Below are 15,124 nucleotides of genomic sequence, written 5' to 3' on the forward strand. Positions count from 1 at the left end.
CACGACGGACGGGAGGCCCGGTACCAGCTGGTACCGGGCCTCCCGTCCGTCATTCACTGCTTCCTAGACCTGTTGGCCGTTGCGCCTGGTCTCGCCCGGCTGGTGGCGGGGCCCGGTCCTCTCGTCTAGACCTGTTGGCCGTTGAGCATGATCTCGCCGGTCGGCCAGTCCTCGAGCTGCGCCTCGACCGGCAGGACCATCCAGCCGCCCTGCTCGGTCTCGTTGACGCCGACACCGTCGGCCGTGAAGGCCGAGAACGTGCCGACGGCCCCGTCGACCTCGTGCCAGCCCATGTGCGCGTAGAAGGGGATGCGGTCCTCGCCGGCACCGAGGAATCCGTAGGGCACGCGGAGTCCCTCGAGGACCGCGCGGGTGCGGACGAGGAGCTCCCGGCCGACGCCGGTGCCCTGCAGCTTCGGCGAGACGGCGACGATGCCGGTGTCGCCGACCAGGACGTCCTGCCCGCCGACCGTGACGAACATGCGGCGGATCCCGACGTGTGCGAGGACCGCGCCGTCCGCACCCCAGCCGACCACCCGGCGCTCGGGCTGCATGCCGGCGTAGTCACGGCCGCCCACGTACCAGTGCGACCAGCTCGGGAACGCCTGCCCGAGCATCGCTGCGATCGCCTCGTGGTCGGGGAGCGTCAGGGCGCTCTCCTCGACCACCTCCCACCGGATGTCTTCGCTCACGGTCCCATCCTGCCGGGTCCGCCTGCGCGTGCGACAGGGCAGGCCGAGTCTCGCGCGCAGCGACCGTCCTCGTGCCACCGAGCCCGAGAAGTGTCGCTCAGCCCGAGTCTCGCGACAGCGACAGCGGCCCGCTCAGCCGCGACCGGGCGCCGTCACCTCGATGCGGTTCGCCCATGGGTCCTCGAACGCCACGGTCCGGCCGTCGTCGGCGGTCTGCACCCCGGTGTCGTGCATCCGCGCCACGAGCGCGCCGAGGTCGTCCGTCCCCGGCACCTCGATCCGCACGAGCCCGAGCCCGAGGGCCTGCTGCCGTCGCCCGGCTCCGCGAGAGTTCCACGTGTTCATCGCCATGTGGTGGTGGTACCCGCCCGCGCTGACGAACAGCGCCTGGTCGCCCATCGCCGCGGTCGTCGCGAAGCCGAGCCGGTCGACGTAGAACGCCTTCGCGGTCGCGACGTCGCCGACGGACAGGTGCACGTGCCCGACACGGCCGGGGCGCGTGCTGGCCGACTCGAGCGCCGAGGAGGTCAGGTGTTCCTGCACGAAGGCGTTCGGGTCGACGTAGATCGTCGCCATGTCGACCATGCCGTGGGTCCACGACCACTCGGTGCGGTCGCGGTCCCAGTACAGCTCGACGCCGTTGCCCTCCGGGTCCTGGAAGTAGAAGGCGTTGCTCACGAGGTGGTCCGCGCTGCCCGTGAACGTCTGCGGGTACTTCGTCGCGACGGAGTACAGCGCCGCCGCCAGGTCGGCCTGCGTGTCGAACAGGATCGCGGTGTGGAAGAGCCCGGCCTCGTGCGGCGCGGCGTGCCGCATCGCGGGGGCGTGCTCGAGGACGACGATCGGGGTCGTCCCGCGGCCGAGCACCGCGGTGCCGCCCGTGTTCGTCAGCACCGCCAGACCGACGCCGTCGCGGTAGTAGGCGACCATCGTGTCGAGATCGGCGACCCGGAGCGTGACGGCGCCCATCCCGGTGTCGGCTGCGAGCAGGTCCTGCGTGTGCATGCCCCCAGTGTGCGCCGGAATGGTTGACGCGTCAACCAAACGTCACTTCGCGCTGAACCCGCCGTCCGTCTTCAGCAGCTGCCCGTTCACCCACCCGCCGTCCGGCCCGAGCAGGAAGCCGACGAGCGCAGCCGTGTCGGTCGGCATCGACGGCCGTCCGAGCGGGGTCTGGGCGACCGCGGCCTCGCGGATCTCCTCGGTCATCCAGCCCGTGTCGTTCGGGCCCGGGTTGACGAGGTTCGCGCTGACCCGGACGTCGCCGAGCTCGATGGCTGCCCCGACGATCAGCCGGTCGAGGGCGCCCTTGCTCGTGCCGTACGGCAGGTTGAACCCCACGTGGTCGCTCGTGAGCGCCACGATCCGCCGACGGTCCTCCGGCGCGGCAGCACCCTCGCGGAGGCGCCGCGCGTACGCCTGCACGACGAGGAACGGCGCGCGGACGTTCACCGCGAGGTGCCGGTCGAAGGACTCGACGGTCGTGGTGGCGAAGTCCGAGTCGACCGACTCGCAGTGCGACATCACGACGGCGGTCACGGGGACGCCCGCCTCCGCCTCGGCGCGGCCGACGAGCGCGGCCGCCTGCTCCGGGTCGGCCAGGTCGACCGGGAGGCGCGTCACCCGTGCCCCCGCACGTTCGGCCTCCGCGATGACCGCGTCCACCCCGTCCGGGTCGGCCCCGCCGTGCACGCGCTCGTCGTACGGTCCCCACCAGGAGATCGCGAGGTCCCAACCGTCAGCGGCGAGCCGTGCGGCGATCGCGGCACCGATCCCGGCACGGCGACCGACGCCGGTCACCAGGGCGAGCGGTCTGCTGGTGAGCGGTCCGTGGGTCATGGGTCGTGCCTCCCGTCTGGACGATGCACCGGCGCGCCGCCCCGGACCAGGATGGCACCGCACCCGGTGTCCTGACGGCGCGGCACGGCGGCGCAGGGCCAGGATGGGAGGATGCCGCCCTCCCGCCGACCCGACCCGGCGACGTTCCCCGTCGACCGCCTGCGCGACCGCATGTCGTCGTACATCTACGGCAACATCACCGTGCTCGCCGTCGCGATCGCGGTGGGACCGGAGCAGATCGAGCACGGGGCGGCGGTGCTGACGGTGCTCGCGACGGCGGTGCTGACGTACCTGGCGCACGTCCTGTCGCACCTCGTCGCGCACACCATCGGTGACACGGGGGACGACGCCGAGCACCGGGAGACGATCGGGGCGATCCTGCGCGACGCGAACCCGATCGCGACCTCCGGTCTGATCCCCGCGGTGCTCTACGCCGTGGCGTGGGCGGGCTGGTTGCCGACGCAGTGGGCGCAGACGGCGGCGATCGTCATCCTCGTCGTCCGCATCGGGATGGTCGGGGTGTTCCTGCAGCGGTTCAGCGGGCGGCGTCCGACGTTCCTCGGGCTCTGGGGCGGCATCGTCCTGGCCGCCCTGGCCTTCGTGATCGGCCTGGTGAAGGTGGTGTTGACGCATTGAGCGAGCAGACCGACGAGTCCCGCGCCGAACGGCCTGCACGGTCTGGGTGGCGGTTCCTGCGCGACCTGGCGATCATCGTGGTCGTGGCGCTGCTGGCGTCGTTCCTGGTGAAGGCCTACCTGGTGCGGGCGTTCTCGATCCCCTCCGGGTCGATGGAGCGGACGCTGCTCATCGGGGACAACGTGCTGGTGAACGAGCTCGTGCCGGGCGCCGTGCCGCTCCGGCGGGGGGACGTCGTGGTGTTCCGCGACCCGGGCGGGTGGTTGACCAGCGAGCAGGGCGACGACCTCATCAAGCGGGTGATCGGGCTGCCCGGGGACACGGTGTCGTGCTGCGACGCGCAGGGGCGTCTCTCGGTGAACGGGCACGCGGTGGACGAGCCCTACGTGGTGCGGCCAGCCGACGTGACCCGCGTGTCGGCGGAGGACTTCGACGTCACCGTGCCGGCCGGTCACGTCTGGGTGATGGGCGACAACCGGTACGAGTCCGCCGACTCGCGCATCCACGGGACCGTGCCGACGGCGGACGTCGTCGGGCGGGCGTTCGTCGTGACGTGGCCGGTCACGCGGTGGGGTGTGCTCGGGCGGTACGGCGACGAGTGGGACGCGGTGCCCGACCCGCGGTGACGGGGTGGGCCTACCCGCGGTGACCGGGTGAGGGTGCCCGACCGCGGTGACCGGGTGGGTCGCGTCCGGTCAGCAGCCGGTCGTGGTGAGCGTCACCCGCGCCACGTCGTCGTTCGACACAGTCGTCCGGACCGGGCACAGGTTCCCCGCACGCACGGTGACGTCGCCGAGCGGGACGCCGGCGAAGTCCGCGGTGCCCCCGGGGAACACCCGCTGGTGCTCGGACAGCTTGCCGGTCGAGGCGAAGACCTCCACCTCGTACGGGCGCTCGCCCGCGTTCGACGACACGGTCACCGAGATCTGCCCGGTCGAGTCGTGGGCGCCGCAGCCCGTCAGCGAGAGTGCGGCAGCGGCGCCGAGGGCGAGCACGAGCGGGACACGACGGATCACCGTGCCGAGGGTACGCGCGTCCGGCGAGGCCACCCGACACGGTCGCCCCGGGCCCACCGTCCCGCGTCCGCCGTCCTGGTTCCACTCTCCGGGTCCACCGTTCTGGGGAGGGGCGCTGCCGGGTGGGACCAGTACCGTGGACGGCATGCACCAGGGGACCTCACCGACCTCCACCGGATCAGCACCAGACGCCGTGCGCCGCGCTGCCCTCGTCGCCGCGCTCGACGTCGTCGACAGCGGGCCCGAGGAACGCTTCGAGCGCATCACCCGCATCGCCCGCGAGGCGTTCGGCGTCTCGGGCTCCTTCCTCAACCTCGCGGGCACCGACGTCCTCACCATCAAGTCGCAGCAGAGCGACGCCGTGTTCGGCCCGACCATCCCGCTGCAGGACACCTTCTGCGGTCGCACGCTCGACCAGGCCGGACCGGTGGTCGTCCCGGACGCCCGCGCCGACGACCGGTACGCGGACATGCCGATGGTGGTCGAGGACCCGAACGTCCGCTTCTACGCGGGCGTCCCGCTCCGCGTCGGCGACGACGCCGTCAAGGTCGGCACGCTCTGCCTCGTCGACCCGCAGCCCCGCACGCTCGAGGCCGACGACCTGGCGCTGCTCGAGGAACTCGGCGTCTGGGCGGAGCGCGAACTCGCCACCGGCGCCGACGAGGACCGGCTCCGCGGCGTCCTCGCCGGGTTGCAGCCGACGCCGGTGACCGTGCCCGGCTACCGGATCGGCGGTATGTCCGTCCCGCACGGGGTGGTCTCCGGTGACCTGCACGAGTGGCACCTGGTCGGCGACGCCCTGCACCTGACCGTCGCCGACGTGATGGGCAAGGGGATGTCCGCCGGGCTGCTGGCCGCGACGATCCGCGGTGCCCTGCTCGCCCGGCCGGCGGAGGACCCGGAGCGCGTCGTCGCCGCGCTCGACGAGCAGGTGGGGCCGGACCTCGGCCGCGCCGAGTCGTTCTCGACGATGTTCCACGGTCGGCTCGACGCAGCCAGCGGCCGCATGGACTTCGTCGACGCCGGCCACGGGCTCGTGCTGCAGATGCGCGCCGACGGCCGCGAGCGGACGCTCCTGTCGAACGACCTGCCGATCGGCCTGCACCCCGCGGGCTTCGCTCGGTCCTCCGGGTCGCTCGAGCTCGAGCCCGGCGACGTGCTCGTGATCGTCAGCGACGGAGCGCTCGAGCTCTGGGACTCGACCCTGACGTCGCTCTCGCGGCTCGGGGCCCTGTGGCGCGAGGAGCCCGACATCGACGCGTTCCTCGCCCGGGTGCGCGCCCGGGCGCTCGAGCACGACCCCGGTGACGACCTGACGGTCGTGGTGCTCGTCCGCGACTGACGCGCGAGGCTGACGGCCCCGCCACGCGAACGGACGGAACGGGCCGACGGACGGGAGGCGCAGGGCGGCCCCGCCACGCGCCTCCCGACCGTCAGATGGTCGCGTCGCGCCCCGCTGCGGACGTCGCACCCCGACGTGACGGGATGCGACGTCCGTACCGGGGTGCGACCGGTGATCGCACGGCCCGGCCGAGCACACGCCGATCCGCGATCCGTCCGACCGGCGAGGTCTGCCGACGTCGCGGTCAGGCGCCGAGGCGCTCGATGAGCTCCGCGTAGCGCGCCGCCGTGCGGTCGACGATCTCCTGCGGCAACACCGGTGGCGTGCCCTGGCGGTCCCAGTTCGCGCTGAGCCAGTCGCGCACGATCTGCTTGTCGAACGAGTCCGTGCGGTTGCCGGAACGGGCGTCCCAGTAGCGACTCGAGTCGCTGGTCAGGACCTCGTCCGCGATCCGGATCGTGCCGTCCGCATCGCGTCCGAACTCGAACTTGGTGTCGGCGATGACGACGTCGTGCTCCCGGGCGATCACCGCTGCCTCGCCGTAGACGCGCAGCGAGAGCTCGCGGAGGGCCTCGGCGTCCTCGCGCCCGACGAGCTCGACGGTCTGCTCGAAGGAGATGTTCTCGTCGTGCTCGCCCTGCGGCGCCTTGTACGCCGGCGTGTAGATCGGCTCGGGCAGCCGGTCGCCCTCGGAGAGCCCGGCGGGCAGGGGGACGCCGCACACGCTCTGCGTCTCGCGGTACTCCGCCCAACCGCTGCCGACCAGGTACCCCCGGACGACGCACTCGACCGGGAACATGTCGAGCGGGAGCACGTGCATGGACCGGGCGGCCACGGAGTCGGGGACCGCGGTGCCGCCCGTGCCCGGCGCCACCAGGTGGTTCGGGACGTCGGCGATCCGGTCGAACCAGAACCGCGACAGCCGCGTCAGGAGCTCACCCTTGCCCGGGATCGGGGGCTCGAGCGCGAAGTCGTAGGCGCTGACCCGGTCGGAGGCGACGAGCAGCAGCTCGGACGCGCTCGCGACGTCGTCGACACCGGCCGGCACGTAGAGCTCGCGGACCTTGCCCGACGAGACGTGCCGCCAGCCGGGCAGCTCCGGTGCGGCGGTCACCGGGCGACCTTCGCGGCGATGTCGGTGCGGTACTGCGCGCCCTCGAGCGCGATGTCGCCGACCCCGGCGTAGGCGCGCTCGCGGGCCTGGGCGAAGTCGGCGCCGGTCGCGACGACGCTCAGCACGCGGCCGCCGGTCGCGACCAGGTCGTCGTCGAGCACGGCGGTCGCCGCATGCGCCACGGACACGCCCTCGCGCGCTGCGGCGGAATCGATGCCGGTGATGACCCGACCGGTGTGCGGGTTCTCTGGGTAGCCCTCGCTCGCGAGCACCACCGTCACCGCGACGTCGTCGCTGAACGTCGGCTGCGGCGCCGACGCGAGCTGGCCGGTCGCCGCTGCCGTGAGCAGGGCGCTGAGCGGCGTGGTCAGCCGGGGGAGCACCACCTGGGTCTCCGGGTCGCCGAAGCGAGCGTTGAACTCGATCACGCGCACGCCCTGCTCGGTCACGATGAGCCCGCAGTAGAGCAGGCCGATGAAGGGCGTGCCCTCGTGCTCGAGCCGACGGATGGTGGGGAGCGCGACGAGCTCGGTGACCTCGGCGACGAAGGCCTGCTCGGACTCCCACCGGTCGGCGAGCCACGGCAGCGGGGAGTAGGCACCCATGCCACCGGTGTTCGGCCCCGTGTCGCCGTCGCCCAGACGCTTGTGGTCCTGCGCGGGGCTGAGTGCACGGACGTCGTGGCCGTCGCTCAGGAAGAACAGCGAGACCTCTTCGCCGTCGAGGAACTCCTCGACCACGACGCGGCCGTGCTGCAGCCAGTAGGTGGCGTGGTCGATCGCCGCCTGGCGGTCCTCCGTCACCAGGACGCCCTTGCCCGCGGCGAGCCCGTCGGCCTTGACCACGTGCGGAGCGCCGAGCTCGTCGATCGCGGCGATTGCTTCGTCCACGGTGCCGGCGGAGACCGGGCGCCCGGTCGGGACCCCGGCCTCGGACATGATGCGCTTGGCGAACGCCTTCGACCCCTCGAGCTGCGCGGCGGCCCGGCTCGGCCCGAACACCGGGATGCCCCGCGTCCGGAGGGGGTCGGCGACGCCGGCGATGAGCGGTGCCTCGGGCCCGACGACGACGAGCTCGACGCCGTTCTCGATCGCGTACTCGGCGACCAGTTCGCCGTTCGTGGGGTCGAGCGACACGGTCTCGACGTCGGCGGCGATGCCGGCGTTGCCGGGTGCTGCCGTGATGACGTGTCCGGCCTGCTCCGCGAGGAGGGCCGTGATGATCGCGTGCTCGCGGGCACCGGAACCGAGGACGAGGATTCGCACGCGGCAAGCCTACCGAGCGCGACACGCCGCCCGCGATGCGAGGGCTAGCCTGGGGACATGCCGCCGAGGAGGATCGAGGACGCCGAGGGGCGCGCCGCGCTCGCGGCCGTCCGTGCGGGGTCGTCGGTCCGGTCGGACGTCGCGACGGCCGTGCGCTGGACCCTGCAGCGGCTGGCCGACGACGTCCCCGGCAACAGCGTCGAGGTCCGCGTCCCGCCGTTCGCCGCGGTGCAGGCCGTGCCCGGGCCGCGGCACACCCGCGGGACACCGCCGAACGTGGTGGAGACCGACGCCGTGACGTGGTTGGCCTTGGCGCAGGGGGAGCTGCGGTGGGACGAGGCCCTCGCAGCGGCGCGGGTCAGTGCGTCCGGGTCGCGCGCGGACCTGACGGCGTTCCTGCCGGTCCGGACCGCGGCCTGACACCTGCGGACCTGACGCCTGCGGGCCCGACGGCCGAGCCGGCGCGATGGTGCAGCCTGGCTCACTGACTTAGGTAGGTCCTACCGATGTGGTCGGGAGGAGCCCCCGCGTAGCGTAGAAGTCGCCGGGATTCGGACCCGACCCGAACGGGTCCGAACCCGGCGACAGGGTCAAAGGTACGCGACATACTGCGTTCGTTGTCAACCGGTGCGGCGAGTCGTGCTGCAAACCGCAACGATCGTGGTCCCCTCGGGGACCTTTCCTGATCGGACGTCAGGTTCTGCGGCGGGGAGTCGGCCCGTTCAGCGGGCGCCGAGCAGTTCGACCAGCTCCGACCGGGCGTGCACGTCCCACTTCGCGAAGATCCGCGACATGTGCGCGTCGACCGTCCGGACGCTCAGGCTCAACGTCTCCGCGATCCGTCGGTTGCTCAGGCCCTGCGCGGCCAGCTCCGCGACCTCGTACTCCCGGTTCGTCAGCGGCGGCCGGACCCGGCCGGCGGACACCGCCATCCCGTGCGACGCGAGGACCCCCTGCGCCGCCACGATCCGCGTCCGGTCGTCGGCGAGGACGGCGTCCGCGTACTCGACGACCGCCGCGGCGAGGGGGCCGTCGACCCGGGCTGCGGCCTCGCGCATCCGGACGAGCGACGCGGTGGCGTCCCGCCCGGTCGTCATGTCGTGCGTGTAGTACTGCGTCGTCGCGTACATGACGTGCAGCCAGGACCCGTCACGGGTGCTGCGCTCGATGATCTCGTCGGCGTGCCGCAGCCCCGCCGGGTTCCCGAGCACGGTCTCGGTCCAGGCGATCGACACCGCGACCTGCTCGCCGGTGATCCGCATGGCGCGGCCCGGCGTCGTGCGGGCGCGCTCGAGGGCCTCGGCAGCACGTTCCGCGTCGCCGGCGTAGGCGTACGCCATGGCCAGGCGGGCCCAGGGGTACGCCGCGAACCCGCCGTGGTCGGCCACGTCGTAGCGCTCGCACGCGGCGGAGAACGCCGCGATCGCGTCGTCCCACCGGCGCTGCCCGATCGCGTGGTTGCCGAGCCCGATGAGCTCGAGCGTGAAGTCGTACTTCAGGAACGGGCTCCCTCGCCGGACCGGGATCTCGGTGACCAGGTCGGCCATGTCCCCGCGCCACACCTGCACCTGGTGGAGCACCGAGACGTTCTCGCCGACACCCCAGGGAGCGGCCTCGACGTGCTCGACGGCCGTGGCGATCGCGCGACGGGCGAAGGCAGCGGCCTCCTCGAGTCGGCCCTCGGTCGCGAGGGCCATCGTCACGCAGGGCGCGATGCAGAGGAACGACACCGGGACCGTCGGCTGCTGCAGGATGCGGGACCGCTCGATCTCCTCGCGGACCTCGGCGAACCGACCGCCCCACCCCAGGTGGGCGAGCCGGAGCAGCCGCACGTGCTCGGTCGTCTCCGGTCCGACCAGCGGCATCAGCGCCTCGGTCAGCGCCACCGCGGCGTCGACGTCGTCGTCGTGGAACTGGCGGATGTTCGCCAGCGTCTCGCACGCCTCGACCACGACGGCGTCGTCGATCTCGCCGGCGCGCTTCCGGGCGAGGTCCCACGCGGCCTCGGCGTCGACCCGACCGGCCTCGCGACCGGTGCTGTACGAGTGCGCGATCGACCGCAGGCAGTGTGCGGTGACCCGCTCGGTGGCCGTGAGCGCGGTGCGGAGTGCAGCGGAGGCCAGGGCGACGGCGCTCTCGTGCTCCTGCAGCCGGACGGCGACCTGCGTGGCGTCGAGCAGCTGGCCGACCGGGGGGAGCACACCGCACTCGAGCGACCAGAGCGCGGCGCGGAGCCGAGCGGCGGGCGGCGCACCCTCGGGCCGGGTGGTCCGGAAGGCGTTGGCCCGGGCGAACAGCGCCGTGCGCCGAGCGACCGGGACGAGCCCACGGACGACCTCGCCCACGAGCGGGTGCGACGGCTGGACGATGCTCGTGCCGTCCTCGGCGGAGTCGACGGCGACCAGCCCGAGCGCGACGACCCGGTCGACGTCACCGCCGGACACCAGGCCGAGCAGGCGGGCGAGCGGGATCGGGTCGGCGAGCGCGACGATGTCGACGACGTCGCGGAGGTCCTCGGGCAGCGCGCCGAGCTCCGTGCGGTACATGTCCGCCAGGCTGTTCGACGCGGTCACCCGACCGCGCCAGTACCAGCCCGTCGCGGTCTGGTCGAGCGCCCCGGACGTCAGTGCGGCGCGGACCACCTCGCGCAGGTACAGCGGGTTGCCGGCCGTCGCCCGGTGCACGCGCTCGGTCGAGGCGGTCTCGAGCTGCGCGCCGAGTGCCTGCGCGACGACCTCGCCCGTCTCGTGCAGGTCGAGCGGTGCGAGGTCGATGCGCTCGAGCAGGTCGTCCTGCCACAGCGCGCGGAGCGGGTCCGACAGCGCGGTGAAGTCGCGGCAGGTCAGCACGAGGCGCGCACCTTGGTCACGGACGAGCCAGGCGACGTAGCGCGCCGAGATTGCGTCGAGGTGGTCGGCGTCGTCGACGCGCAGCACGACGTCGCGGTCGGCCAGGTCGTGCGTGTCGCGCAACCGCTGCGCGGCCGAGGCGTCGTCGACCAGGTCCGCGAGGGCGGCCGGCAGCTCGCCGAACCGGTCCGCGACGGCACCGAACGGCATCGACCGGCCGGCGGCGACCGCGGTGATCGGCACCACGACGGTGCGACCGGTGGTGTCGCGGCGGGCGACCCGGTCGGTCACGCGGGCGGCCGTGGAGGTCTTGCCGAGGCCGGGTGCGCCGACGATCGCGACGCTCCAGCGGTGCTCGGCGACGACGGAGACCGCGCGGTCCTCCTCGCGGCGCTGCACGATCGGCCACGGCACACGTCCGGGCGTGCGGGTCCGGCGACGCCCGCGGATGGACTGCTCGTGCACCCCGTCACCTCCCGCTCCTGGTCGTCCGCCTGCTCCCCCCGGCTCGCGGATCCCGTTCCCGGGCTCCGACATCGTCCTCGACCGGGCGGTCGGAGTCCGACGGGATGCGTTCCGTGGATACCGACCGGTAGGGACATCATGCCCTGGATCGGCCGACGAGCAACAGGCCGCGGCACCTCCCACAGTGGGGGACAATGGTCTGGTGAGCGACACCGACCGACCCGAAGACCGCCCGGCAGCGCCGGCCGCGACGCCGGCTCCGAGCGCCGTCAGCTCGCCGGACGAGGTCACCATCCGACGCGCACCGAAGTTCGGCGTGTTCATCGTCGGCGGCGCGGTGCTCGGCTTCCTCGCGACGCTGCTCGTCGTGACGCTCACCATGGACATCGACCGCGGCGACCAGCAGGACGCCGACTTCGGCACGCTGGTCGGCTACTTCTCGCTCTGGGGCGTCACGATCGGCGCCTTCGTGGGTGCCGTCGTGGCGATCGTGCTCGACCGGGTGTTCGCCCGCCGCGCCGCCCGCCTGACGGCGGAGCGCGTCGAGGTCGAGCCGGCGGAGGAGACCGTCGACGGCGAGGTCGAGGAGCACGGCGACGCGAGCGGACCCGTGGAGCGCACCGACCGCTGACGGTCGCCACCACACGACGGACGGGAGGCCCGGTACCAGCTGGTACCGGGCCTCCCGTTCGATGCGTGGCGCGTCGGGACGCGACTCAGCTGAGCTGGTTCGCCTCCACCCACGACAGGTACTCCGGGCTCACCGTGCCGGTGACGTACTCGCCGGTGAAGCAGCTCATCTCGAGGTCGGTGACGTCCGAGCCCTCGATGATCGCGTCACGCATGTCCGCGACCTCCTGGTAGATGAGGTGGTCGCTGCCGAGCACGCGGTTGATCTCCGGGATCTTCCGGTCGTGCGCGATGAGCTCCGCGCGCGTCGGCATGTTGATGCCGTACACGTGCGGGTAGCGGACCGGGGGAGCGGCGCTCGTGAACGTGACCTCGTTCGCACCGGCGGCACGGGCCATCTCGACGATCTCGCGGCTCGTGGTGCCGCGGACGATCGAGTCGTCGACGATCAGGATGTTCTTGCCCTTGAACTCGGACGACATCGCGTTGAGCTTCTGGCGCACCGAACGCTTGCGCTCGGCCTGCCCGGGCATGATGAACGTGCGGCCGACGTAGCGGTTCTTGAAGAAGCCCTCGCGGTAGTCGATGCCGAGCTTCTGCGCGACCTGCATGGCCGCGGGGCGCGACGAGTCCGGGATCGGCATCACCACGTCGATGTCCCCGGTCGGGGCGTACTGCGCGATCGTGTCCGCCAGGCGGTTGCCGAGGCGGAGGCGGGCGTCGTACACCGAGATGCCGTTCATCACGGAGTCGGGACGTGCGAGGTAGACGTACTCGAACGAGCACGGCACCAGACGCGGGTCCTTCGCGCACTGCCGGGCGTGCATCTGGCCGTTCATCTCGATGAAGACAGCCTCGCCCGGGGCGATGTCCCGGACGATCTCGTAGCCGCCCGACTCGAGCACGAGCGACTCGCTCGCGACGACCCACTCCGGCTGCCCGGCCTCGTCGAACTTGTGCCCGAGGATCAGCGGTCGGATGCCGTACGGGTCGCGGAACGCCAGCAGGCCGTGCCCCGCGATCGTCGCGATCGTCGCGTAGGAGCCCTCGACGCGCTCGTGCACACGCTCGACGGCGTCGAACACCTGACCGGCGTCGAGCTCGCTGCCACGGACCTGGCCCTGCAGCTCGTGCGCCAGGACGTTCACCAGCAGCTCGGTGTCGCTCGTGGTGTTCAGGTGACGGCGGTCGATGTCGAACAGCTCGCGGGTGAGCTCGCGGGTGTTCGTGAGGTTGCCGTTGTGGACGAGCACGATGCCGTAGGGCGCGTTCACGTAGAACGGCTGGGCTTCTTCCTCGTTGCTCGCGGCACCCTTCGTGGCGTACCGGACGTGCCCGAGGCCCATGGTGCCGAGCAGGGCACGCATGTCACGGGTGCGGAATGCTTCGCGGACGTGCCCACGGGTCTTGTGCATGTGGTGGACGCGACCCTCGACCGTGGCGATGCCCGTCGAGTCCTGGCCCCGGTGCTGCAGGAGCAACAGGGCGTCGTAGATGGATTGGTTGACGGGCCCCTGCGCAACGAGGCCGACGATGCCGCACATTCGCGGAGTGCTCCAGACCGTAGGATCGGGTGGTACCGAACAAGTCTGCCATGCTCCGCGGAGGACCACGCATGCCGAACCCGTACGCTGCCGCCGGCGTCGACACCGCCGCCGGTGACCTGGCCGTCGAGCTCATGAAGTCCGCCGTCTCGGCGACGCACAACGCCTCCGTGCTCGGTGGCGTCGGTGGCTTCGCCGGGCTCTACGACGTCTCGTTCCTGAAGGACTACTCGCGACCGTTGCTCGCCACCTCGACCGACGGCGTCGGCACGAAGGTCGCCATCGCGCAGGCGATCGACAAGCACGACACCATCGGCCAGGACCTGGTCGGGATGGTCGTCGACGACATCGTCGTGGTCGGTGCGAAGCCGCTCTTCATGACGGACTACATCGCCTGCGGCCGCGTCGTGCCGAACCGCATCGCCGACATCGTCGCCGGCATCGCCCGCGGCTGCTCGGCGACCGGGACCGCGCTCGTCGGCGGCGAGACCGCCGAGCACCCGGGGCTGCTCGGGCCGAACGACTACGACGTGGCCGGTGCCGCGACCGGCGTCGTCGAGGCCGACCGGCAGCTCGGTGCGCACCTGGTGCAGGACGGCGACGTCGTCGTCGCGATCGAGTCGTCCGGGCTGCACTCGAACGGGTACTCGCTCGTGCGGCACATCCTGTCCGGCAAGGGCATCGGCTACACCGACCAGCTGCCGGAGTTCGGCGCGGGCGTCTCCGTGGGCGAGGCCCTGCTCGAGCCCACCCGCCTGTACACCGCGCCGCTGCTCGACCTGCTCGACGCCCGACCCGGTGTCGTCCACTCGCTCTCCCACGTGACGGGCGGTGGCATCGCCGCGAACCTGGCGCGCGTGCTGCCCGTCGGCACCTGGGTCGAGGTCGACCGTTCGACGTGGACGCCCCCGACGGTGTTCCGGGTGCTCGCGGACATGGCGGGGACGCCGGTCGAGGACACCGAGGGCACGTGGAACCTCGGAATCGGGATGTTCGCCGTCGTGGACGCGGCCTCGGCGTCGGCGGTGCTCGAGGACCTGCGTGCCGCCGGGCTGCCCGCGTGGACGGTCGGCACCGTGTCGACCTCGGCGCGCGAGTTGGACGGGTTCGAGCAGGGTGCCAAGGGCGTCGACGGCGGCGCGGTCCGGCTCGTCGGTTCCTACGCGGGCTGAGGCGCGCCGGCCGCCCCCGTCGGCCGCGGGCGCGAGCGCGAGCGGGTATGACGCGCCGCCCGCCCGCCCGCCCGCCCGCCCGCCTCGGCCGCGTGCACGAGCGGGTACGACGCGCCGCTCAGGTTCGGCGGTCGAGCAGTTCCGGTCGCTGCGGCGCATCGAGCGCGACTGATCGCACCCGGTCGGCTGAGCCTGCCCGGTCGACTGACTCTGCCCGGCGCCTCGGCCGCAGCCAGTCAGACGCGGTCGGCAGCTCGACGTCGGTCGGGTCGGCGCTCCTGCTCAACGGGCACGACATGCCGCTCAGGTCCGGCGAGCGGGTGTGTTCCGTCGTCGGACGGCGTCGAGTGTGACGGATCGGGCCCGCTCGTTAGGGCCGAGTCGGCTGCCAGGCGTCCGCGGCCGGTCGACGTGCGTCGGATGACCGGGAGGCTGACAGGCCGACGAGGCTGCCGCCGAGCGGGCACGACATGCCGCTCAGGTCCGGCGAGCGGGTGCGTTCTGTCGTCGGGCAGCGTCGAGTGTGACGGATCAGGCCCGCTCGGCGAGTACGAGCCCGC

General features: G+C 72.7%; 14 protein-coding genes. 6 read left to right on the plus strand and 8 right to left on the minus strand.

Annotated elements, in window-relative coordinates:
* Positions 1–125: 125 nt before the first annotated feature.
* From ABIC52_RS07060 to ABIC52_RS07070, 3 genes are all read right to left on the minus strand, one after another.
* Entirely contained in the window at positions 126–692 is a 567-nt protein-coding gene (locus ABIC52_RS07060) for a GNAT family N-acetyltransferase (RefSeq protein ID WP_354026977.1), read from the minus strand.
* A gap of 132 nt (positions 693–824) precedes the next feature.
* A complete protein-coding gene (locus ABIC52_RS07065; RefSeq protein WP_209822977.1) occupies positions 825–1,697 on the minus strand; it encodes a VOC family protein in 873 nt (290 codons plus the stop codon).
* Between the two features lie 42 nt (positions 1,698–1,739).
* Positions 1,740–2,531 carry an SDR family oxidoreductase gene (locus ABIC52_RS07070; RefSeq protein WP_209822979.1) on the minus strand — a complete coding sequence of 264 codons (792 nt, stop codon included), beginning with the start codon at positions 2,529–2,531 and terminating at the stop codon, positions 1,740–1,742.
* A 111-nt stretch (positions 2,532–2,642) separates the two neighbouring features.
* Here ABIC52_RS07070 and ABIC52_RS07075 point away from each other — a divergent pair, with 111 nt between their 5' ends.
* The gene (locus ABIC52_RS07075) at positions 2,643–3,167 is read left to right on the plus strand and encodes a hypothetical protein (RefSeq protein WP_126890184.1); all 525 of its coding nucleotides are present in this window, start codon (positions 2,643–2,645) and stop codon (positions 3,165–3,167) included.
* Entirely contained in the window at positions 3,164–3,793 is a 630-nt protein-coding gene (gene lepB, locus ABIC52_RS07080; RefSeq protein WP_209679981.1) for a signal peptidase I, read from the plus strand. Before ABIC52_RS07075 ends, lepB begins: the two co-directional genes overlap by 4 nt.
* A gap of 69 nt (positions 3,794–3,862) precedes the next feature.
* Here the strand turns inward: lepB and ABIC52_RS07085 are convergent, their stop codons facing one another.
* Positions 3,863–4,183 carry a hypothetical protein gene (locus ABIC52_RS07085; protein ID WP_126890185.1) on the minus strand — a complete coding sequence of 107 codons (321 nt, stop codon included), beginning with the start codon at positions 4,181–4,183 and terminating at the stop codon, positions 3,863–3,865.
* Positions 4,184–4,328: 145 nt separating this feature from the next.
* On the opposite strand from ABIC52_RS07085, the gene ABIC52_RS07090 reads away from it, so the two are divergent.
* On the plus strand, positions 4,329–5,525 hold the full coding sequence (locus ABIC52_RS07090; RefSeq protein ID WP_126890186.1) for a PP2C family protein-serine/threonine phosphatase: 1,197 nt from the start codon (positions 4,329–4,331) through the stop codon (positions 5,523–5,525).
* 244 nt (positions 5,526–5,769) lie between these two features.
* Here the strand turns inward: ABIC52_RS07090 and ABIC52_RS07095 are convergent, their stop codons facing one another.
* Both ABIC52_RS07095 and purD read right to left on the minus strand, forming a co-directional pair.
* Entirely contained in the window at positions 5,770–6,639 is an 870-nt protein-coding gene (locus ABIC52_RS07095) for a phosphoribosylaminoimidazolesuccinocarboxamide synthase (protein WP_126890187.1), read from the minus strand.
* The gene (purD, locus tag ABIC52_RS07100) at positions 6,636–7,904 is read right to left on the minus strand and encodes a phosphoribosylamine--glycine ligase (protein ID WP_354026978.1); all 1,269 of its coding nucleotides are present in this window, start codon (positions 7,902–7,904) and stop codon (positions 6,636–6,638) included. Before purD ends, ABIC52_RS07095 begins: the two co-directional genes overlap by 4 nt.
* Positions 7,905–7,961: 57 nt before the next feature.
* On the opposite strand from purD, the gene ABIC52_RS07105 reads away from it, so the two are divergent.
* Complete coding sequence (locus ABIC52_RS07105; RefSeq protein ID WP_126890189.1) at positions 7,962–8,324, plus strand: sterol carrier family protein; 363 nt, start codon at positions 7,962–7,964, stop codon at positions 8,322–8,324.
* A gap of 302 nt (positions 8,325–8,626) precedes the next feature.
* Here the strand turns inward: ABIC52_RS07105 and ABIC52_RS07110 are convergent, their stop codons facing one another.
* Entirely contained in the window at positions 8,627–11,218 is a 2,592-nt protein-coding gene (locus tag ABIC52_RS07110) for a LuxR C-terminal-related transcriptional regulator (RefSeq protein ID WP_354026979.1), read from the minus strand.
* A 202-nt stretch (positions 11,219–11,420) separates the two neighbouring features.
* Between ABIC52_RS07110 and ABIC52_RS07115 the strand changes: the two genes are divergently transcribed.
* Positions 11,421–11,849: a hypothetical protein gene (locus ABIC52_RS07115; protein WP_209679967.1), complete on the plus strand. Its 429-nt coding sequence runs from the start codon at positions 11,421–11,423 to the stop codon at positions 11,847–11,849.
* A gap of 85 nt (positions 11,850–11,934) precedes the next feature.
* Here the strand turns inward: ABIC52_RS07115 and purF are convergent, their stop codons facing one another.
* On the minus strand, positions 11,935–13,392 hold the full coding sequence (gene purF, locus ABIC52_RS07120) for an amidophosphoribosyltransferase (protein WP_126890192.1): 1,458 nt from the start codon (positions 13,390–13,392) through the stop codon (positions 11,935–11,937).
* A 71-nt stretch (positions 13,393–13,463) separates the two neighbouring features.
* Here purF and purM point away from each other — a divergent pair, with 71 nt between their 5' ends.
* Positions 13,464–14,564 (plus strand): phosphoribosylformylglycinamidine cyclo-ligase, encoded by a 1,101-nt coding sequence (gene purM / locus ABIC52_RS07125; protein ID WP_354026980.1) that lies wholly within the window; start codon positions 13,464–13,466, stop codon positions 14,562–14,564.
* The last annotated feature ends 560 nt before the right edge of the window (positions 14,565–15,124 follow it).

The organism is Curtobacterium oceanosedimentum, assembly GCF_040545555.1.
Classification (GTDB): domain Bacteria; phylum Actinomycetota; class Actinomycetes; order Actinomycetales; family Microbacteriaceae; genus Curtobacterium.